20 protein-coding genes and 2 pseudogenes are annotated in these 18,570 nt (G+C 43.7%); 13 read left to right on the top strand and 9 right to left on the bottom strand.

What is annotated here, in order from left to right; genetic code table 11:
- Window positions 1–11: 11 nt before the first annotated feature.
- The 4 genes from RAM70_RS01200 to RAM70_RS01185 all read left to right on the top strand — a co-directional run bounded on the left by RAM70_RS01200 (window position 12) and on the right by RAM70_RS01185 (window position 2,397).
- Window positions 12–530: an SH3 domain-containing protein gene (locus tag RAM70_RS01200; RefSeq protein WP_190380457.1), complete on the top strand. Its 519-nt coding sequence runs from the start codon at window positions 12–14 to the stop codon at window positions 528–530.
- A 209-nt stretch (window positions 531–739) separates the two neighbouring features.
- A complete protein-coding gene (ndhC, locus tag RAM70_RS01195) occupies window positions 740–1,102 on the top strand; it encodes a photosynthetic/respiratory NAD(P)H-quinone oxidoreductase subunit C (RefSeq protein ID WP_002739390.1) in 363 nt (120 codons plus the stop codon).
- A 47-nt stretch (window positions 1,103–1,149) separates the two neighbouring features.
- Window positions 1,150–1,893, top strand: a complete 744-nt coding sequence (ndhK, locus tag RAM70_RS01190; protein WP_312671987.1) for a photosynthetic/respiratory NAD(P)H-quinone oxidoreductase subunit K — start codon at window positions 1,150–1,152, stop codon at window positions 1,891–1,893.
- The gene (locus RAM70_RS01185) at window positions 1,894–2,397 is read left to right on the top strand and encodes an NAD(P)H-quinone oxidoreductase subunit J (RefSeq protein WP_002738424.1); all 504 of its coding nucleotides are present in this window, start codon (window positions 1,894–1,896) and stop codon (window positions 2,395–2,397) included.
- A 347-nt stretch (window positions 2,398–2,744) separates the two neighbouring features.
- Here RAM70_RS01185 and RAM70_RS01180 read toward each other — a convergent pair whose 3' ends face one another.
- Window positions 2,745–4,250, bottom strand: coding sequence for a UbiD family decarboxylase (locus RAM70_RS01180; RefSeq protein WP_312671986.1), 1,506 nt, complete (start codon window positions 4,248–4,250; stop codon window positions 2,745–2,747).
- Between the two features lie 180 nt (window positions 4,251–4,430).
- On the opposite strand from RAM70_RS01180, the gene RAM70_RS01175 reads away from it, so the two are divergent.
- Together RAM70_RS01175 and RAM70_RS01170 are read left to right on the top strand one after the other, a co-directional pair.
- Window positions 4,431–5,522, top strand: a complete 1,092-nt coding sequence (locus RAM70_RS01175; RefSeq protein ID WP_190380459.1) for an AAA family ATPase — start codon at window positions 4,431–4,433, stop codon at window positions 5,520–5,522.
- On the top strand, window positions 5,500–6,204 hold the full coding sequence (locus tag RAM70_RS01170; RefSeq protein WP_312671985.1) for a DUF3226 domain-containing protein: 705 nt from the start codon (window positions 5,500–5,502) through the stop codon (window positions 6,202–6,204). The genes RAM70_RS01175 and RAM70_RS01170 overlap by 23 nt, the downstream gene beginning before the upstream one ends.
- Before the next feature lie 52 nt (window positions 6,205–6,256).
- Here RAM70_RS01170 and psbV read toward each other — a convergent pair whose 3' ends face one another.
- Both psbV and RAM70_RS01160 read right to left on the bottom strand, forming a co-directional pair.
- Complete coding sequence (psbV, locus tag RAM70_RS01165) at window positions 6,257–6,742, bottom strand: photosystem II cytochrome c-550 (protein WP_002785283.1); 486 nt, start codon at window positions 6,740–6,742, stop codon at window positions 6,257–6,259.
- Between the two features lie 128 nt (window positions 6,743–6,870).
- Entirely contained in the window at window positions 6,871–7,077 is a 207-nt protein-coding gene (locus RAM70_RS01160) for a hypothetical protein (RefSeq protein WP_002735525.1), read from the bottom strand.
- Between the two features lie 495 nt (window positions 7,078–7,572).
- On the opposite strand from RAM70_RS01160, the gene remA reads away from it, so the two are divergent.
- The 3 genes from remA to clpP all read left to right on the top strand — a co-directional run bounded on the left by remA (window position 7,573) and on the right by clpP (window position 9,181).
- On the top strand, window positions 7,573–7,842 hold the full coding sequence (remA, locus tag RAM70_RS01155) for an extracellular matrix/biofilm regulator RemA (RefSeq protein ID WP_002737924.1): 270 nt from the start codon (window positions 7,573–7,575) through the stop codon (window positions 7,840–7,842).
- A gap of 12 nt (window positions 7,843–7,854) precedes the next feature.
- Entirely contained in the window at window positions 7,855–8,409 is a 555-nt protein-coding gene (gmk, locus tag RAM70_RS01150; RefSeq protein WP_045360127.1) for a guanylate kinase, read from the top strand.
- A gap of 133 nt (window positions 8,410–8,542) precedes the next feature.
- Window positions 8,543–9,181, top strand: a complete 639-nt coding sequence (clpP, locus tag RAM70_RS01145) for an ATP-dependent Clp endopeptidase proteolytic subunit ClpP (protein WP_223210071.1) — start codon at window positions 8,543–8,545, stop codon at window positions 9,179–9,181.
- A gap of 57 nt (window positions 9,182–9,238) precedes the next feature.
- Here clpP and RAM70_RS01140 read toward each other — a convergent pair.
- A pseudogene (locus RAM70_RS01140) lies at window positions 9,239–10,513 on the bottom strand (RNA-guided endonuclease InsQ/TnpB family protein).
- 451 nt (window positions 10,514–10,964) lie between these two features.
- Between RAM70_RS01140 and RAM70_RS01135 the strand changes: the two are divergent.
- From RAM70_RS01135 to RAM70_RS01125, 3 genes are all read left to right on the top strand, one after another.
- Window positions 10,965–11,426, top strand: coding sequence for a hypothetical protein (locus RAM70_RS01135; protein WP_312671984.1), 462 nt, complete (start codon window positions 10,965–10,967; stop codon window positions 11,424–11,426).
- 143 nt (window positions 11,427–11,569) lie between these two features.
- On the top strand, window positions 11,570–12,694 hold the full coding sequence (gene tgt / locus RAM70_RS01130; protein WP_045360131.1) for a tRNA guanosine(34) transglycosylase Tgt: 1,125 nt from the start codon (window positions 11,570–11,572) through the stop codon (window positions 12,692–12,694).
- A 50-nt stretch (window positions 12,695–12,744) separates the two neighbouring features.
- On the top strand, window positions 12,745–12,882 hold the full coding sequence (locus RAM70_RS01125; RefSeq protein WP_002739211.1) for a photosystem II reaction center protein K: 138 nt from the start codon (window positions 12,745–12,747) through the stop codon (window positions 12,880–12,882).
- Window positions 12,883–12,972: 90 nt separating this feature from the next.
- Here RAM70_RS01125 and RAM70_RS01120 read toward each other — a convergent pair whose 3' ends face one another.
- From RAM70_RS01120 to RAM70_RS23050, 5 genes and pseudogenes are all read right to left on the bottom strand, one after another.
- Window positions 12,973–13,593, bottom strand: coding sequence for a PEP-CTERM sorting domain-containing protein (locus tag RAM70_RS01120; protein WP_045360133.1), 621 nt, complete (start codon window positions 13,591–13,593; stop codon window positions 12,973–12,975).
- Window positions 13,594–13,730: 137 nt separating this feature from the next.
- A complete protein-coding gene (locus RAM70_RS01115) occupies window positions 13,731–15,131 on the bottom strand; it encodes a DNA methyltransferase (RefSeq protein WP_312671983.1) in 1,401 nt (466 codons plus the stop codon).
- Window positions 15,132–15,408: 277 nt separating this feature from the next.
- Window positions 15,409–16,071 carry a heterocyst differentiation pentapeptide repeat protein HetL gene (gene hetL / locus RAM70_RS01110; protein ID WP_045360136.1) on the bottom strand — a complete coding sequence of 221 codons (663 nt, stop codon included), beginning with the start codon at window positions 16,069–16,071 and terminating at the stop codon, window positions 15,409–15,411.
- Between the two features lie 55 nt (window positions 16,072–16,126).
- Window positions 16,127–16,489: an ArsR/SmtB family transcription factor gene (locus tag RAM70_RS01105; protein ID WP_002784230.1), complete on the bottom strand. Its 363-nt coding sequence runs from the start codon at window positions 16,487–16,489 to the stop codon at window positions 16,127–16,129.
- A 106-nt stretch (window positions 16,490–16,595) separates the two neighbouring features.
- Window positions 16,596–16,749, bottom strand: a pseudogene (locus RAM70_RS23050) (DUF6398 domain-containing protein); the annotation flags it as partial.
- Window positions 16,750–16,884: 135 nt separating this feature from the next.
- Between RAM70_RS23050 and gatA the strand changes: the two are divergent.
- Window positions 16,885–18,336 (top strand): Asp-tRNA(Asn)/Glu-tRNA(Gln) amidotransferase subunit GatA, encoded by a 1,452-nt coding sequence (gene gatA, locus RAM70_RS01100; protein WP_045360138.1) that lies wholly within the window; start codon window positions 16,885–16,887, stop codon window positions 18,334–18,336.
- Window positions 18,337–18,570: the final 234 nt, after the last annotated feature.

Here is an 18,570-nt window from a genome sequence, read left to right as displayed (position 1 = left end):
TTAGCACCAATATGAAGCGTTTATCTGGTTTATTGCAATTTATGCTCGGTTTTGTCATGGGAGTGGCGATTTTGGTCGGTGGGGCTACTGCTGTCGCCTATATGCTTCTCTCTGGCATGAATTCTAATCCTCCTAAACCCGTCTTTACCGAGGAGAAAAAAGAGGAAACTAAGGAGGAAAAAACCGCCGTCAAACCTTCTCCCATCCCTAATACTCCCGTCCAAGAACAATCCCAAGCTGCGGTGAAAGAGTCTCCCAGTGCCCCAGCGCCAAAAGCTGCCCCGAAACCCAGTCCCGGGGCAACAAAAAAAGAAACCACATCCGAGGGTTATCAAGCGCGGGTGACATGGCAAAGCGGTTTAAGTCTAAGGGCTGAACCTACCAGTCAATCGACTCGTCTCGGCGGTCTGGATTATAATACTAAAGTCAGCGTGGTGGGAACCAGCAGCGATGGCCAATGGCAGCGCGTACGTCTGTCCGATGGTCGCGAAGGTTGGATTAAAGCGGGTAATATTTCCAGAGTCCAGTAAATATTTAGCTACACTTCGCTTCTCATCAGGATTTTAGGCTTCTTTGTCACCCCGTCAGAGCAAGAGCAAAGCACAGACAGAAGCGAAGCATAAACATCTTCAATGCTGCTTTTGAGAAGGAGACGGGTGGCTAAAGCCTCTATAATAAGTAGCCATAGAGATGCCGACAACTTCCCCTGTCGATAGCGAATAAGGAGAAAAAAAACCCAGTGTTTGTCCTCAAAGGTTACGAGTATTTTCTAGGATTTCTGCTCGCTTGCAGTTTAGTACCAATCCTATCCCTAACTGCCTCCAAAGTCCTGCGGCCTAGTGGTGGTGGTCCGGAAAGACGCACCACTTATGAATCGGGGATGGAACCGATCGGCGGTGCTTGGATTCAGTTTAACATTCGTTATTATATGTTTGCCCTCGTTTTCGTGGTTTTTGACGTGGAAACCGTCTTTCTCTACCCTTGGGCAGTAGCTTTCAATCAATTGGGCCTATTAGCTTTTGTAGAAGCACTGATCTTTATTGCTATCCTTGTGGTTGCTCTCGTCTATGCTTGGCGGAAAGGAGCCTTAGAATGGTCATAACGGCCATAATTTTCCTTATTTTTGACTTTTCATAAGAGGATAACCCGATGAGTCCCAACCCTACCAGCGAATTTAAGCAAATTATCGAACAACAAAGCGAAAAAATCCTTAATCCCATCGAACGCACGAAAGTTACCCAGGATTTATCGGAAAATGTCATCCTTACTACCGTTGATGACCTGTATAACTGGGCGCGTTTGTCAAGTCTTTGGCCGATGCTATACGGTACAGCTTGCTGTTTTATCGAGTTCGCAGCCTTGATTGGTTCCCGTTTCGATTTCGATCGCTTTGGTTTAGTTCCCCGTTCTAGTCCCCGGCAAGCCGATTTAATCATCACTGCCGGTACAATCACCATGAAAATGGCCCCCGCTTTGGTGCGTCTGTATGAAGAAATGCCGGAACCTAAATACGTTATCGCCATGGGTGCCTGTACGATTACGGGGGGAATGTTCAGCAGCGACTCCACCACCGCAGTTAGAGGGGTAGATAAACTTATCCCCGTGGATGTCTATATACCCGGTTGTCCCCCCCGTCCGGAAGCGATTATCGACGCGATTATTAAACTGCGGAAAAAAGTCGCTAACGAATCTATTCAAGAACGCGGGACTGTCCTCCAGCAAACCAATCGTTATTACAGCACCACCCATAAAATGCAGGCTACGGAACCGATTCTTACGGGTAAATATCTGCAATCGGCCACCCGTCAAGCCCCTCCGAAAGAGTTACTAGAAGCCCCCGGGATGCCTGTTCCCCCCGCTCTTTTGACCACGAAACAAAAGGAAGAAATCTAAATGACTGAAGAAACGACAGCTATTGTGCAAGCTGGCCCCACTTCGATTTGGTTAAGCGAAAATGGTTTTGATCATCAAGCTTTAGAAGCTGACCATAGTGGTGTGGAATTGATTAAAGTAGAAGCAGAATTTTTAATTCCTCTGGCCACTGCTTTATTCGCTTATGGCTTTAATTATCTCCAATGTCAGGGCGCTTACGATTTGGGACCGGGTAAAGAATTAGTTAGTTTCTATCATCTGGTCAAAGTAACCGATAATGTCGATAGTCCCGTGGAAGTGCGCTTAAAAGTCTTTCTTCCCAGAGATAATCCCCGGGTTGCCTCGGTTTACTGGATTTGGAAAGCAGCTGACTGGCAAGAACGAGAAAGTTATGATATGTTCGGCATTATTTATGAAGGACATCCCCACCTGAAACGGATTTTAATGCCGGAAGATTGGGTCGGTTGGCCTCTACGCAAAGATTACGTTTCTCCCGAATTCTACGAACTACAGGACGCTTACTAAGTCGAGAAATTAATCACTAATATCGGGTTAGAAGATATTTCTAGCCCGATTTTTTTGAGATTTAGGGACAAGATAAGCTATTGACTATTTAGGGCTTGCTGAATAAATCTAAAAACCTTGTTGGATAAGGCTTTTAGACTTTTTTTCCCTCAAAAAGTGCCGACCATTGGAGTGATCGGGGGGAAAATTCAGGTGCTTTTTCCCTGAAAATTAGGTAACTGACTACCTCAAAATCGGTAAAACCCCACACCCTACACCCAACCCCCCCGATGTCGGGGGGGTTGGGGGGGCCACACCCTGCCCCCACCAACAAACTTTTTCAGCAGACCCTATTTAGTCGGTTAAATCTACATTTCGTAGCCAAACTTATTGGCATCTACTTCTTGTAAATTAATATCGATTAAACCGTATTCTAACCAGCGTTGGGAAACCTTGACCGCCATGGCCGGATCCGACTCCAACGGTTCCCCCCATTCGTGGTCGGTTTCGGGATACATTTTAGTGGTGGCATCAATTCCCATTCTCCCCCCCAAACCGACCTTTTCGCTGGCAAAATCGAGGCTATCAAAGGGGGTTTCCGGGAGAATAAACACATCGCGAACCGGATCCACTTTAGAACTAATTGCCCAAACCACTTGCCGGGGGTCGCGAATATTAATCTCCTTATCGACGACGATGACAAATTTAGTATAGGTGAACTGGGGTAAGGCACTCCAAAAAGCTAAGGCCGCTCGTCGCGCTTGCCCTGGATAGGCTTTATCAATGGAGATAATCGCCGCTTTATAGCTTAAAGCTTCCATGGGTAGGAAAAAATCCCTGATTTCCGACACCTGTTGCCGTAAAATCGGCGTATAAATACGATTAAGAGCGATCGCCATCATCGCTTCTTCCTTGGGAGGACGACCGCTAAAAGTGGTTAAATAAATGGGGTCGCGACGATGGGTCATGCAGTGGAAATGAATCAGGGGTGAATCTTCCACACCGCCATAGTAACCCATGTGATCACCAAAAGGTCCATCTGGCAATACCTCTCCGGGAGTAATTGTTCCTTCCAGGACGATTTCCGCGTCGGCCGGCACTTCCAAATCGAGGGTTTTACATTTGGCTAACTGTACCCCAGAACCGCCGTACAATCCCGCAAACAGCCATTCTGAGAGATCTACGGGGATAGGAGTGGCGGCGGCCATGATAATCAGAGGATCGACCCCTAAAGCGATGGCTATTTCTAATTTTTTGCCCATTTGCGCCGCTTTTCGCAGGTGACGCGCCCCACCGCGCACGGATAACCAGTGGACGGTCATTGTATTGTGAGACTGTAGCTGTAAGCGATAGACACCGACGTTAGGGGTTCCCGTTTCGCAATCTTTAGTAATTACTAGCCCTAGGGTGATAATCTGGCCTGCATCCCCCCGATAGGGGCGAATCATCGGAATTTTCTTTAAATCTACCTCATCCCCTTCTAAAATCACCTGTTGACAGGCAGGGAAAAAGTTACGGTTGGGTTTCGCTTTCAGGACATCAAACAACACTTTACCAAAATCGATCGCTTGGGAGAGTTTTTTCGGCGGTTTCGGTTGTTGCAAGAGGGCGAGTTTTTTGCCTAAATCTTCCAATTCTTCGGGTTTATTCAGGTTCATCGCCCAACAGATGCGTTCTACCGTTCCCATCAGGTTAATAGCGACGGGAAACTCGGCCCCTTGCACGTTTTCAAACAGTAGGGCTGGTCCCCCCACCTGTAGCATCCGATTAGCGATCTCGGCAATTTCTAAATCGGCAGAGACCGATGCACTAATGCGGCGTAATTGGCCACGATCTTCTAAAAGCTTAATAAATCCTCGTAAGTCTCTAGCCATGATGAAGAAATGTAAATAAATCCCTCTCTCTATTATCTCTTAGGGCGGCAGTTTCTGTCGGGGATAGTCACCGTTTTGAGAGTTTGAGGCGATTCTCGTCTAGAATTAAGTAAAAAAATCCCCATCTCGCCAGCTTCATTCCTACCCCTAAATTTATGCTTATTCAGCCAGGAGGTCAACATGATTAAGGATATTGAAATTAGTAATTTTAGATGTTTTGAGCATACCAAAATTGAAGGTTTTGAGCGAGTTAATTTAATTGGTGGTAAAAACAATTCAGGAAAAACTGCCCTATTAGAGGCAATATTTTTGTATAGTTATCCCTATCCAAATACTATTCATAACATCAGAGGAATTATTCGCAAGGAATCTTTAGCAGTTATTCGGGCTATTCCTAAAAATGCTTGGGATAATTTATTATTCAATCTTGATAGAGAAAATATTATTGAGTTAAAAGGCTCCCAATCTAATCAAGGGGATAAATTGGTAAAAATATCGATTTCCGATTCTCTTAAAGATACTGTTCTAGGCATCTCTGAAGATTGGCAAAAATTATATGATTTTATCGCTAAAAATAAATCAGTTATTTCTATCTTAAATATTCACACAAGTTTTGACCCTGAGAATGACTCAAAAGATAGTCAACTGAACTATTTTTTAATTGCTAGTTCTGAGGGAATACTCGCTTTACCTGATGCGGGTGATGATCAACCAGTAATCATTGCCGCATCTGTCAATAAATCTTTGGAAGAATTGAGCGAGTCTTATACCAAAATAGTTTTTAATGAACAGGAAGAAGAAGTGCTAAAAGCTCTACAAATTCTCGATCCTTCTATTAAAAAAATAGAAAGTTTTTTTCTGGGCGAACCAAATTTATATCTGAAAAGAAAAGAGACAAAACGCTTACCCATATCTCTGTTTGGTGAAGCTATTAATCGTCTGATAGAGATAATTATTACTCTGCTACTCAATCCTAAAAAAATTATTTTTGTCGATGAAATAGAAAATGGTCTTCACTATACTGCTTACCGAGACCTTTGGAAAACTTTATTCCGATTAGCTATCGAACTAGATAGCCAAATTTTTGCCACAACCCATAGTTTAGAGATGATCCAAGCTTTTGCCGATGTGGGGTTAGAATATTATCCAGAACAGGGGGCCTATTTTGAACTAGCAAGGAGTCCCAGAACTGATAAAATTATCGGTATTAAAAGTGAATTAGATATCTTAGATTACGCTCTCAAGCATAATGATCGAATCAGAGGTGAGTAGAATCGTGGCTAATGTAATAATTGTTGAAAGTCAAGATGATGCGGCTTTTTTACGAGCTATTATTGAGCATATTAATGAATCGAATCATTTAACGATAACTATTGTTGAATTTTATATTCTAGACGGAATAGAACGAGAAAATTATCGTAGCCTTGAACAACGACTGAAACGACTTAATAACACCCTGCTCAAAGATGATATTCAAAAGATAGGTATTGTTTTAGATTTAGACGAACAAACCAGACAAGAAAGACTTGCTGTGGTTAGTCAATGTATTCAAAGAGTTTTTAGAGAAGCAGCCAGGATAGATGATACCCAAAAGCTATTTCAATTAAATGCTTCTACGAATACTCAAATAGGTTGTCATTTTCTTCATGTTAATGAACAGGGGGAACTAGAGACAGTGTTGAGAGAAATTAAAACCCAAGATTCTCCCCATGCTGATTGTGTAGAAGCTTGGCGATCCTGTCTTGCACAAAAAAATATTGATATAAATCGTAAAAAAATTGATAAATTGTGGATTCAAAACTATATCAGGGAAGATACACCATCACAGAATGAAAAAAGAGCGGCTAAGAAATATTGTAATTTATCCCATGCTTTAACCAAAAAAGACATTTGGAACTTTGAGCATGAGGTATTAAATGAACTCAAAGAATTTTTACAACTATTTGCTGTCTAATCAAAAATCCCCCTAGAAATCTAGAGGGATCGAGGGATATATGGAGGGCAATTTAGAAGTAAATTGTACCACCCCAGCGCTCGTCTAGACGGGGAGCAACCAACATATAAGCGGCGACGTTATACACATCATCTTCGGTCAGATTGCGTAATTCTGGGAAGATATCGGGACGGCTAACATTGGGATGAAATTCGCTTAGATCATCTTCACCATCGTAACTGGTGGGATGTTCTAGATAATCAATCAATGCTAACAGATTATCTCTGGGAGGTTCCGCTTTTGCCAGATCACCCAGACCCAAACTGACGTTATTATTAGTTTTGGTTTTACCTTGCAGGTGACACTTAGTACAATTGGCGACAAAAAGTTTCTGTCCTTCCGTCGCTTGTTCAGAAGTCAAAGTCACCGATTCCCCTGCGTCATTGAGGGTGATGGTGAGGGTTTTTTCATTGAGTTCTAAGGCACTAGCGCCGTTAAGATTGAATTGTAATACAAAAAAGACTACAGCGATCGCTGCCACAATCAAACGTTTGATCATTGTTCTCCTACTCGCAATTGTTCCAAGAAAGGGAATTTTAAGGTGACTAAAAAATTTTCTCCTCTGGGAGGGTGTCGATCGATTCTAAGTGATCACGGACACCGAGAAGATCGCAGTGGGGAATAAAGTCAAGGGGACGTTTCCGTTTTCGAGGCGGTTACTCCTGAGCGTTGGGATAAAATCAGTGAGATAATTGCTTTAGCATCTTCTAGGGCGAGATTAGTCTGCCGATCTTTATAGGAGATGCCTAATTGGTCGCAAAGTGACAACACAGATTCATCGGCCAGATCGTACTCTGCCGCAATATCAGCGATCGATAGATCAGCAAAACCCATAGTCTGACGCACCCACCAAGGATAGAGAATACTTATTAGTTACCATAATTATCATGCCATTGCTGGGGACATTCTTAACAGTGATCAGTGATCAGTAAACAGTAAACAGTAATCAGTGAACTGAAAACTCACATCTGATCACTGATAACTGATCACTGAAAAAAGCTCCCATCACCCTACACCCTACACCCTACACCCCACACCCTACACCCCACACCCCATCACCCCATCACCCCATCACCCCACCCCCCCATCACCCCATCACCCCACACCCCACACCCCCTAATTCCCTAATTTTCCCGACTTTTGGACTATTTACTCCTTAAGATAGAGACCCGTGTAAACAAATTTAATTAAAATCGCAAAAAACCTGAAAAAATACTAAAATGTGATTAAGAATGTTATTTTTAGCGTTGTAAGGCTAAATCTTTCTCGATAACATTGTAATCATACCTCCACACTCTTTTGTACAAAGGACTACAGCTTTGTTAACTTATGGATATACAACTGATCAACATTGGCTTCGGTAATATTGTTTCCGCTAATCGGGTTATCGCCATCGTTAGCCCAGAATCGGCTCCTATCAAACGCATCATCAGTGATGCTCGGGATAAAGGCTGTTTAATCGATGCTACATACGGAAGACGGACTCGTGCGGTGATCATCACCGATTCTAGTCATGTGGTGCTGTCGGCCATTCAACCGGAAACCGTGGCTCACCGTTTCGTGGTCAACAAAGAAGCCCCTGTTAATAGTAGCAACTAAGTTATTAACCCCATGCAACCCGGTCAATTAATCGTCATTACCGGCCCTAGCGGTGTGGGCAAGGGTACGCTAGTCCGGCATTTACTAACTCGTTTCCCTAACCTCTACCTGTCCGTATCCGCTACTACGCGTCCACCTCGACCGGGTGAAATTGAGGGGGAAGACTACTATTTTCTCGACCGTCCCAGTTTCGAGGAGAAAATGGCAGCCGGAGAATTTCTAGAATCGGCCGAATACGCGGGCAATTATTATGGGACACCCCAATCAGCGATCGCCGCTCAATTAGCAACAGGCCAGACCGTAATTCTAGAAATCGAATTAGAGGGAGCCAGACAGGTCTGTCAAAGCTTCCCCGAAGCGAGGAGAATCTTTATCCTACCCCCCAGTTTCGAGGAATTAGAACGTCGTTTGCGCGGCCGGGGCAAAGATGCCGAAACTGCGATCGCCCGTCGTCTGGAACGCGCCCGAGAAGAATTGGCCGCCAGCGGGGAATTCCCCGATCAAATCGTCAACGATGACCTAGAAACCGCCCTAGATGCCATCGAGAAGATTATTTTTAGCCGTTAGCCATCAAGGGTCAGGAGCCAGGGGTGGGGAGATTATTTTTATTTATTCTCCCCACCCCCCAATTCATAATTCATAATTCATAATTCATAATTCATAATTCCCCTAATCCCTATCCCCCATTCCCTAGGTTACAATCAAAAAACTAACCGCAGCAGCAAGACAAGAAAGCGCAATGATTCCTACCGTTATTGAAACCACAGGCCGGGGCGAACGCGCCTTCGATATCTACTCCCGACTACTCCGGGAAAGAATCGTCTTTTTGGGACAAGAAGTAACCAGCGACCTAGCTAACCTAATCGTCGCCCAATTACTCTTTCTAGAAGCAGAAGACCCTGAAAAAGATATTTACTTGTATATCAACTCCCCCGGGGGTTCCGTTTCGGCCGGATTAGGGATTTTTGACACCATGAATCAAATCCGTCCCGATGTCAGCACCATTTGTATTGGTTTAGCTGCCAGTATGGGGGCTTTTCTCCTCAGTGCCGGCAAACCGGGCAAAAGAATGAGCCTACCCAACTCGCGGATCATGATTCACCAACCCCTCGGCGGTGCCCAAGGTCAGGCCACCGATATTGAAATTCAGGCCAAAGAAATTCTCTATCTCAAACAATTACTCAATCAACACCTAGCTAGTCATACGGGTAAACCTCTCGACCTCATCGCCGAGGATACGGAGAGGGATTTCTTTATGTCCGCGGAAGAGGCTCTAGACTATGGCTTAATCGATCAGGTGATCGATCGCAGTCCTTCCGCTTCCAACCCTCCCCAGTAAATAATTATGATTGGGTAGGCCCTGTCTACCCAGATTTTTTGGACACTCCCGTCGCGCTCATGCGAGGGATTCTTGGTTCATTAACTTAAGTTGTCTTGGCAGGAGTTCGGCGAGGCTCACTCGATCCGTATTACTACCAACCAAGATAGAGCTTAAATCTCCCCAAGCGTTCGGTTCGACTAGGCTCACCGAGCGCAAGTCGAGGTGCCAGCTTCCGATATGCCCTATCGTAGCTTTTTTGAGTATATTCAATGCCGCCATCTTGTCTCTATCTTCTACATACCCACATAAACAAACATGAGTTCTAACTGATAGAGACTTTTGGATTAACCGACCACAATTAAAGCATTCTTGACTTGTATAAGCTGGATTAACTGCAATAGTTAATCTGCCGTATTTAATGCCAAAATACTCAATCCATTTTCTCAATTGTGACCAACCAGCATCATTTATACTCTTGGCTAGTTTTTGATTCTGCACAAGGTTCTTGACTTTTAAATCGACCTGGGCTATCAAGTCGTTTGACTGAATTAAACGGAGTGCCAATTTTTTAGCAAACTCTTCTCGTTGCCTACTTACTTTTAAATGTCCCTTAGCGTACTTTTGTCTAGCTTTTTTGTAGTTATTAGACTGCTTTTGTCCTCTCTTAAACTTTTTAGACTTTCTTCTATTCAGTTTATTAAGACGCTTCTCTGCTTTTCGATAATACTTAGGAGGCTCTATTGTATTACCGTTACTGTCAGCATAAAGATATTTTAATCCCATATCTAGCCCTACACATTGTTTTGTCGGTTCTAATGGTGGGGTTATATCTCTAATATCGAGTTTTAGCATTAGCTGGCAATAATATCCATCAGCCCGTTTAACTATTCTCACCCGTTGAATTTGCCATTCTTGGAAATAGAATAAGTCTCGACTACCAATTAGTTTTAACTCTCCAATGTTTTTCCCATCGGTGAAAGTTATTCTCTTAGTATCTCGATTAAGTTTCCCACCTGACTTTTTCAACTCAACAGAATGAGTACGTTTAGAGTATTTAGGATAACCTTTCTTACCAGCAATTTTGTTCTTACAGTTGTTATAAAACCGAAGAATAGCAGTCCAAGTCCGTTCGCAAGCCTGTTGACAAGCCGTAGAGTTAAGCTCTTTGACGAAAGAATATTCATCTCTTAATTGAGTTGTATATCGATAAATATCTTTTTGTCCTACACTCCTATTTTCTTGTCAATATCTAAGACATTTATTCCGAACAAACTGAACTGTCCGAATAGCCTCATCAATGGCTTGATATTGAGATGGTTTTCCTCTAAGCTTGTACTCTAAAATAAACATTTTGCGTTATCGACTCAACGATCGCAAACCACCCTAGCATACTAAAATTAAATTGTCAACTATAGATCAGACTTGTTTTTAGCTGTGCTTTGCTGTTCTATACTGGTCGGCCTTTCATCCCTCGGTAAAACCGAGGGATGAAAGGCCGACATTTTAGGTAAATATTTAGTAAGCAACGCGATGTGCAACTAAAAACGACAGAATCAGGGTTCCAGAGGATACTTTATCTCTGCTAATTTCTGAAAGCCTTGTAAATCAAGACTAAAAATATAGTTGCACATCGCGTTAAGCAGAAATTAATCATCGCTCATCGTTATTAATCTTAAGTAACAGTGAAAAGTTCTAACGGATTGGGTTAAGATCGAGACGTAACCCGAAAAAAATTGCAACAGGAATCGGTGGACCCCCCCCCGGTGGGTTATTAACGGAAATTTTTTTACTGGCAATCCCTATGAACTATCATCCACCCTCACAGCCCCTGCCCGCCCCCTGTATTATTGATTCTGGCGTGGTCATCGCTAAAGAAGATATGCGTCGTCTCCTCTATGATCTCGGACGAGTTCGCTACATCCACAGCCTCGAAGGGGTGATTCAGAGTGAAGGGGAGGGATGGATAGTGGAAGTTTTCGCCGATTATCAGCAAAGCACCCTAGTTGCTAACTACAGTCTTTATCTCAATACCTATAGCTTCGATTATCTGCGTTTAACTCGCTCTCCCGACGGTGAAACCTATTTTGATCTGATCCAAGACAATCGCCAATTACGGCTGATTCCCCTGAGTAATCCACTGCAAGACCCGGATATGAAAGCCCGTCTCAATGCTGATACCCTCGAAGCCATGGTTACTCAGGTACTTTCTGCTAAGTGGGATGTGCAGTTTGAAGACGAAGACGACAACGATTGCCCCTTTTAGGCAGCGAGAAAAAATACTGGTTACTGATAACAAGGGACGATTTTTCGGTAGGAGAATTGCCAGATTCTGTCTTTTGCCTCTTGCCTCTTGCCTCTTGCCTTCAGAAGCTGATAACTGATAACTGATAACTGATAACTGAAACAGTGGGATTTTCCTTTGAATTAATCGCCCAGTGTCCCCGAACTGGTGCGCGGGTTGGGGTTTGGCATACTCCCCACGGACCGGTAGAAACGCCCCGTTTTATGCCCGTGGGAACTTTGGCCACGGTGAAAGGTTTGACCCCTGCTCAAATTGCCAGCACGGGGGCGCAAATGATTCTCGCTAATACCTATCACCTGCATCTGCAGCCAGGAGAAAGTATTATCGAGAAAGCGGGAGGTTTACACGAGTTTATGGCATGGAATCAGCCAATATTAACAGATTCGGGTGGATTTCAGGTGTTTAGCCTTAGTCAACTCCGGCAAATTAAAGAATCGGGAGTCACCTTTCGATCGCCCCGGGACGGTAGAATAATCGAAATTACGCCGGAAAAATCGATTCAGATTCAAAATGCCCTCGGTGCCGATGTGATTATGGCCTTCGATGAATGTCCCCCCACGGGAGTCAGTCATGAGACCATGAAAGCATCCATAGAACGCACCTATCGCTGGTTAGAGCGCTGTCTGAGGGCCCATCAACGACCCCAACAACAGGCTTTATTCGCCATAGTCCAAGGGGGAATTTATGAGGATTTACGGGCAGCGGCGGCGGAATCTTTAGTAAAACTCGATTTACCCGGTTATGCTATCGGGGGCGTGAGTGTGGGGGAAGAAACGAGCCTAATTCATCGCATTGTCCAGATAACTGCCCCTTTACTCCCCGAAAATAAACCCCGTTACCTGATGGGAGTGGGAACCTATCGAGAAATGGCCAAGGCGATCGCTAGTGGCATAGATCTCTTTGATTGCGTCATTCCCACCCGTTTTGGTCGCCATGGCACGGCTTTGGTGCGGGGAGAGCGTTGGAACCTAAAAAATGCCCGTTTTAAGCAGGATTTCGCCCCTTTAGACGATACTTGTCCCTGCTACACCTGTCAACAGTTTAGCCGTGCCTATCTGAATCATTTAATTAAATCGGGGGAAATGTTGGGTTATATTCTCTTATCTCTGCACAATATCGCCGAATTAATCAGATTTACCCGCGAAATTCGTCAATCTATCCTAGGGGGGACTTTTGCCCAAGATTTTGCCCCTTGGCTTGAGGATGCCGTAGATGTTACCCCAACGTGATAAAATTTCAGGAAACGTTGAAAAATTTTCTTGTCAAGGTAGATAGAGAGATGGAAACTGCACTTTTGTTCGCCAAATTGCCGGAAGCATACCAAATTTTCGACCCCCTAGTCGATGTGTTGCCCCTGATTCCCCTATTTTTCCTCTTGCTGGCCTTTGTTTGGCAAGCATCCGTCGGTTTTAAATAAATCGACTCTCAATTATCTGATTAAAAAGAGACGTTTTTTAGAGCGTCTCTTTTTCAATTGCAACTGCCATCAAAAAGAGGCAACACCCGATTAAACTTTACGGCGACACAAAGCCAGACCAAATGTACCTGCAACCAATAACCCAATAATACCGGTCGATTCAGGAACAGATTTGAAGGTTAGCTGTATATCAGTCAAACCACCGATCGCACCACCTTGTGCTGGACCATAGGTCCCCAACTTAAATTGGGTAATGTCGAGAGGAAGGAGCAAAGTCCCTGTCCAACTAACCAGATCTCCAGTAATGATATTAAGGGGCTGGTTGGCAACCCCGATTCCAAAATCATCATTATTACTACTACTACTATTGCCATCATAATCTATCCCGATCAAACTGATAGATCGAGTCTCCTGACTATTGGTGATGCTGGCACTTCCAGAACTAGGGGAGATGGATATTGCATTAAGTAAAGTATCGGCAACGTAGTCGCCAACATTACGCCACTCCTCGGGGGAATCGCCTGGAGTAAGGCCAAATACACCATTAGAAGAAGCTGTAGAAGATCCAGAAAACACCCAAATCGTCTGTCCACTGCCGGCAGTTCCCGTTACATTGACGAGCAAACTCGCTTGTGCGGTTTCAACAACTCCCAAGCTTAAACCAATGGCAGTAGCTGTTATTAGAGTTAATGAGTATTTGAAGTTGATCATTCCGATTTATTATCTAACCATAGGACTATTGCACAGTACCTTAGATGGGGGCGATAGTCAAGGAATTTTCGCAGGGTAAGCGCATCTTAATAATCCTTAACAAAATGAACTTACGAATAATTCGCTGAATTACACTATCAGTGATTGTTATCATCTTCTTGTTCCTGACTCAATTGTGAGAATTCTGCTAAAGATAAAAATTTGGTTAGTTTGGGTTCAAAAAGCATTGGCTGACCCAAATCTATCTTCATTCTATCCACATAGGTAGATTCCTGTTCTGTTAAGAAAAAATATCTACCTAAATTTCTAGCGGCCCTTCCTACAGTGCCACTACCACCAAAGGGATCGAAGACTAAATCGCCTTTATAGGAATAGAATTTAATCACCCGATTACATAATTCTATAGGAAATACTGCTGTATGAATTTTATCAAAAGTCGGATCAATTCGCCAAACGTTAGAACTTTCATAATCTCCACAAACCTTGCTTTCCTCTATAATATCTTGATCGTATTGTTTCATATTCCAATCAAGCAGTTTATCGGTTTCTTTCCGATAAATTATTAAATATTCGGTGACAGCATTAGGTTTATAAGCTAATGGTTTACGCTGTTGTAAAAAGCCTCCATTGCGGTTTTTGACACTACTTTCTGGCTTTAACCAGATAATATCATCGATAAATTCCCAACCATGATTAACTAAATAATAGTGTAGATCAAAAGATATTGGATACCGTTTACTAGCATGGGCGCGACTGGTACGAGGGATAATAATCGGGGAAGTATTGACAACTAAAAAGCGACCTTCTTTAGTAATTCGATGGGTTTCTTGGAAGACTTGACAGAGAAAATCTAGGTAAGCTTGATAACTGGTATAAATGGAGTAGTCGCGAGCGTTGTAGTAGGGGGGGGAAGTAAAAGTTAGATGAATAGATTGATCAGGAATATAGGGAAATACTTCTCGCACATCGCTATTAACCACGACATTTTTCATAAATTCTGGGGATAAGGGATGGGGTAGTTGATCGGGAGAAGATTTTTTATTGGTGAAAGCTTTTCTGATAACTGATTGAATAATTTCATTGGGATGATCTGCTAATTTAATTAGAGATTGTTTGACTATATCATTGTTTTTAAAAACCAATAAACCTCGAATTGCCTGTAAGATAATTTTCGGGTCTTTGTCGGTTAAAAATTGGAGTAAAAAGGGAATAGTTTCCCCATTCCTCAGACGACCAATTGCCGATACCGCTTCTCTTCTTACTAAAGATTCTGGATCATTAACCGCAAGCTCAAAGAAAAAATTAAGTAAATTTATATCCGCTAGTTTAGCCAGATTTTTAATTGCCAAAAATCTGATCTGCTCTTGGGAGTGTTGAGCGAGATTCATGAGGATATTTTGATTAAAATTATCGGGGATTTGTCCGAGATTTTCTAAGATAAATACCAGATTTTTACTATCCTCCGTTTGGGATAATATTTCGCCGAGAAAGTCGGGATTAGTTATTTTTAATTCCTGGATACTTTCTTTAGTGAGCATTTTTGTTTAATCTTTGGTTACAGTCTAGAGTTTCCCGTTAACATCAGTCAAATTCTCGATTCTGAAAAGCCGACTAGCAAAGGTTTAATTGTGCCTGACAGAGGCGAGAATCAGTATAATTGAATTATAGCACCATTTAATTTACAGCCAAAAGCTCTGGCTGATTGAGTTATCAAGCCCAACCGGCAAGTTTTTGGGAATAATTGAATCTCCGATCGATTAAGATATTTTCCTGAGGTGGAAAATGAGAACTTTTTCCCGTTATTCATTGCCTAAGTTAAAACAAAGTCCCAGTTAAATCCGCATCAGTCAAGTCCACATCTTCTAAAACTGCCCCGCGCAAATCGGCATAACTGAGATCCGCACCCCGGAAACTGGCCCCGGTGAGATCGGTAATAAATCCATCTCTTTCGGGACTAGCACGAAAATTAACCCGGCAAAGTCGGCAATCGGCGAAATTAGCTCGATATAACAGGGAGCCGCTCAGATTGGCATAGTTGAGATCGGCTCCGCAAAAGTTAGTTTTGCCCAAGTCCGTGCGTTGGTCGGAAGTGGAGCGAAAATCCGCATCGATTAACACGGCCTGCTGGAGATTAGCACTGTTGAGATTAACCCCGTTTAAGACGGCTTTGGTTAAATAAGCGGCTTCTAAATTGGCTTCGATCAGATTAGCTCCGCTTAGGTCTGCATCGCGTAAACAAGCTCGATAAAAGTCCACTTGACTTAAATCTGCTCCCCAGAGAATCGCCTCACTTAAATCCGCTTCTCTCAGCAGCGATCGCGAAAGGCGTATCTTTCCTAACCGGGCCTGTCGCAGATCTGCACGGCAAAAATCGACTCCTGGGAGGACAATATTAGTTAAGTCGCCTTCCCGCAAATTAATCCCCCGAAAATCTCTTTCTCCCTCCCGATAGCGTTGACAAAGTTCTTCTAGGAGCATGGAATTTTTTTTTCTTTATCATAATTGAGGCAAAATGTCAAGGGTTTGGTAATTTTTATTTGGGGAGATGGAAAGCTGGCAGACTCTCGAATTCTCGGGCCCGTTGACGCATTTGCTGACTAATGCGATCGCAAACCACCTGACAGAGATCATAGATCACGGGGTCGGTAATTTGATAGTAAACGCTGACTCCTTGGGGTTGCCGCGAGATAATTCCCGCTTGGGTTAAAGCTTTCAGGTGTTTGGAGAGATTGGCCTGACCTAGTCCGGTAGCTTCGGCGATTTCTTTACCATTCATCGCGCCTAATTGCAAGCAACTGAGAATCTGTAGGCGACTGACTTCCGACAGGACTTTGAAATAGTCCGCCACCGAAGCGAGGACGAGGCTAGAGGTTTGGGGGGAGAAACTGTCTAACATAGGTGGGTAATAAAGTGACCGGTTAAAAAGGCTGACAATAGGTGATCGTTTAAAACTTTATAACTATTGACTACTATAGTTTAACTGGAGAGGTCACTAGAGTCTAGTCGGCAAACTCGATCGAGAGCGGTAAAATCTTCTCCATTAAGATTTGCACATCTGCCTTAGTCATGGTACTAAGGGCATAACCTTGATAGAGATAGCCAACTCGATCAAGGTGTGTAGTCTAAATTATCTAATTGTCGGATATTAAAAGTCATAACTCTAGTTTTCCTGCGAGGCTTTCCTTTAATTTTAGGGGATTAGCTGACCGACGGCCAAACTGACGCTAAAATGGTCTTTGCTGTCCGGGGTTGTTGCTTGCTCCTGACGGTGGTTGTAACCGGTAACTGAACATGACTTCGATTCGTCAACTGCATCAACAACTCGTTAATAAAGAAAAAACAGCCGTCGAAATCGCCACAGAATTTCTCGCTCGTATTCAAGCGATCGAACCACAAGTAAAAAGCTTTCTCCATTTAACCCCGGATTTAGCCCTCGCACAAGCCCAAAAAGTGGACGATAAAATCGCCAGGGGTGAGTCTCTGCATCTGTTAGCAGGTATTCCCATCGCATTAAAAGATAATCTCTGCACCAAGGGTATCCCCACCACCTGCGCTTCCCGGATTTTAGAGAATTTTGTCCCCCCCTACGAGTCCACCGTTACCCAAAAATTACGAGATTTAGGGGCAGTTATCGTCGGTAAAACCAATTTAGACGAGTTTGCCATGGGGAGTTCCACCGAAAACTCCGGTTATCACGTTACTGCTAATCCTTGGGACTTATCCCGGGTGCCGGGGGGATCTTCGGGGGGTTCGGCTGCGGCTGTGGCCGCTCAAGAATGCGTGGTGGCCCTAGGATCGGATACCGGGGGGTCAATTCGTCAACCGGCTTCATTTTGTGGCGTGGTCGGGCTAAAACCGACCTATGGCTTGGTTTCTCGCTTTGGTTTGGTGGCTTACGCTTCTTCTCTCGATCAGATCGGTCCCTTTGGTCGTACTGTGGAAGATGCGGCGATTTTATTACAAGCGATCGCAGGTTACGATCCCCAAGATTCTACCAGTCTCAATCTGCCGATTCCCGACTATAGCCAATTCCTGAAAACCAGTTTAAAAGGGCTAAAAATTGGCGTAATTAAGGAAACTTTCGGGGAAGGTTTGGATCAGGTCGTTGCCGAGGCAGTTAATCAAGCTTTAGCGCAGTTAAAGGCCCTGGGTGCCACGATTAAAGAGATTTCCTGTCCCCGTTTCCGTTACGGATTGCCCACCTACTACATTATCGCCCCCTCGGAAGCATCAGCGAATTTAGCCCGTTACGATGGGGTTAAATACGGTATTCGGGAAGATGCCGATAGTTTGATTGATATGTACACCAAGACTCGCGCCAAGGGTTTTGGTGCGGAAGTCAAGCGCCGGATTATGTTGGGAACCTATACCCTCTCGGCGGGTTATTATGATGCTTATTACCTGAAAGCGCAAAAGGTGAGGACTTTGATCAAAGAGGATTTCGATCGAGCTTTTCAATCGGTAGATGTGTTAGTTTCTCCCACTTCACCGACCACAGCTTTTAAAGCTGGGGAAAAAACGGCGGACCCTCTGAGTATGTATTTATCGGATTTAATGACTATTCCCGTCAATTTAGCCGGTTTACCCGGGTTAAGTCTTCCCTGCGGTTTTGATGGGCAAGGTTTGCCGATTGGTTTACAATTAGTGGGTAATGTGCTGCGCGAAGATCAATTATTTCACGTCGCCCACGCCTACGAACAGGCCACCGATTGGCACAAACGTCAACCATCTTTTACAAATTGATACAATTGCTGGTGGCTATCTTTTGCTGGTAAGTAGTCGTGCAAAATTAATTTCCTAGTGAAGATAGGCACTCATGCACTCTTGCAAGAGGCAAGAGGTGTTTAGATATGTGTAATTAATTTTGCTTAGGTACTTAGCCATCAAGTAAAAATCAGCAACACTGAAAATGTCTCAAGTCTTCTCTTAATTGGGGACAATTTGCCAAAAAAGCGTTTACCTCATCATCCCATTCTA

Origin of the sequence: Microcystis wesenbergii NRERC-220, from assembly GCF_032027425.1 — a bacterium.
Lineage (GTDB): Bacteria > Cyanobacteriota > Cyanobacteriia > Cyanobacteriales > Microcystaceae > Microcystis > Microcystis wesenbergii_A.
The sequence above is the reverse complement of the archived record's forward strand: the minus strand, read 5'-3'. Positions and strand labels throughout refer to the sequence as shown.

What these genes read in the sequence shown, in the direction of transcription:
- RAM70_RS01125 (WP_002739211.1), top strand. Translation starts at nt 12,745, where the DNA reads ATGGAAACTGCACTTTTGTTCGCCAAATTGCCGGAAGCATACCAAATT.
- remA (WP_002737924.1), top strand. Translation starts at nt 7,573, where the DNA reads ATGGATATACAACTGATCAACATTGGCTTCGGTAATATTGTTTCCGCT.
- RAM70_RS01115 (WP_312671983.1), bottom strand. Translation starts at nt 15,131, where the DNA reads ATGCTCACTAAAGAAAGTATCCAGGAATTAAAAATAACTAATCCCGAC.
- RAM70_RS01105 (WP_002784230.1), bottom strand. Translation starts at nt 16,489, where the DNA reads ATGTTAGACAGTTTCTCCCCCCAAACCTCTAGCCTCGTCCTCGCTTCG.
- RAM70_RS01180 (WP_312671986.1), bottom strand. Translation starts at nt 4,250, where the DNA reads ATGGCTAGAGACTTACGAGGATTTATTAAGCTTTTAGAAGATCGTGGC.
- hetL (WP_045360136.1), bottom strand. Translation starts at nt 16,071, where the DNA reads ATGCTCCTAGAAGAACTTTGTCAACGCTATCGGGAGGGAGAAAGAGAT.
- RAM70_RS01135 (WP_312671984.1), top strand. Translation starts at nt 10,965, where the DNA reads ATGAACTATCATCCACCCTCACAGCCCCTGCCCGCCCCCTGTATTATT.
- ndhK (WP_312671987.1), top strand. Translation starts at nt 1,150, where the DNA reads ATGAGTCCCAACCCTACCAGCGAATTTAAGCAAATTATCGAACAACAA.
- RAM70_RS01160 (WP_002735525.1), bottom strand. Translation starts at nt 7,077, where the DNA reads ATGGGTTTTGCTGATCTATCGATCGCTGATATTGCGGCAGAGTACGAT.
- gatA (WP_045360138.1), top strand. Translation starts at nt 16,885, where the DNA reads ATGACTTCGATTCGTCAACTGCATCAACAACTCGTTAATAAAGAAAAA.
- RAM70_RS01175 (WP_190380459.1), top strand. Translation starts at nt 4,431, where the DNA reads ATGATTAAGGATATTGAAATTAGTAATTTTAGATGTTTTGAGCATACC.
- RAM70_RS01185 (WP_002738424.1), top strand. Translation starts at nt 1,894, where the DNA reads ATGACTGAAGAAACGACAGCTATTGTGCAAGCTGGCCCCACTTCGATT.
- psbV (WP_002785283.1), bottom strand. Translation starts at nt 6,742, where the DNA reads ATGATCAAACGTTTGATTGTGGCAGCGATCGCTGTAGTCTTTTTTGTA.
- gmk (WP_045360127.1), top strand. Translation starts at nt 7,855, where the DNA reads ATGCAACCCGGTCAATTAATCGTCATTACCGGCCCTAGCGGTGTGGGC.
- RAM70_RS01170 (WP_312671985.1), top strand. Translation starts at nt 5,500, where the DNA reads ATGATCGAATCAGAGGTGAGTAGAATCGTGGCTAATGTAATAATTGTT.
- RAM70_RS01120 (WP_045360133.1), bottom strand. Translation starts at nt 13,593, where the DNA reads ATGATCAACTTCAAATACTCATTAACTCTAATAACAGCTACTGCCATT.
- RAM70_RS01200 (WP_190380457.1), top strand. Translation starts at nt 12, where the DNA reads ATGAAGCGTTTATCTGGTTTATTGCAATTTATGCTCGGTTTTGTCATG.